1 tRNA gene is annotated in these 304 nt (G+C 56.9%); it reads left to right on the forward strand.

What is annotated here, in order from left to right:
* Positions 1–106: 106 nt before the first annotated feature.
* Positions 107–193 (forward strand) — tRNA-Leu (locus OGV67_RS01875).
* The last annotated feature ends 111 nt before the right edge of the window (positions 194–304 follow it).

Consider the following 304-nt stretch of genomic DNA (forward strand, 5'->3'; position numbering starts at 1 on the left):
GGCGGAATTGGTAGACGCGCTAGCTTCAGGTGTTAGTGTCCTTACGGACGTGGGGGTTCAAGTCCCCCCCCTCGCACCAAAACCACGTTGATATTGCTCGCACTGGGCGAAGGTGGCGGAATTGGTAGACGCGCTAGCTTCAGGTGTTAGTGTTCTTACGGACGTGGGGGTTCAAGTCCCCCCCCTCGCACCAACGAGGCGATATCAAAAAAGTAAGATGACTGTGCGAAGGTGGCGGAATTGGTAGACGCGCTAGCTTCAGGTGTTAGTGTCCTTACGGACGTGGGGGTTCAAGTCCCCCCCC

It is taken from the genome of Citrobacter sp. CK188 (assembly GCF_030333525.1).
GTDB classification, from domain to species: Bacteria; Pseudomonadota; Gammaproteobacteria; order Enterobacterales; family Enterobacteriaceae; genus Citrobacter_B; species Citrobacter_B koseri.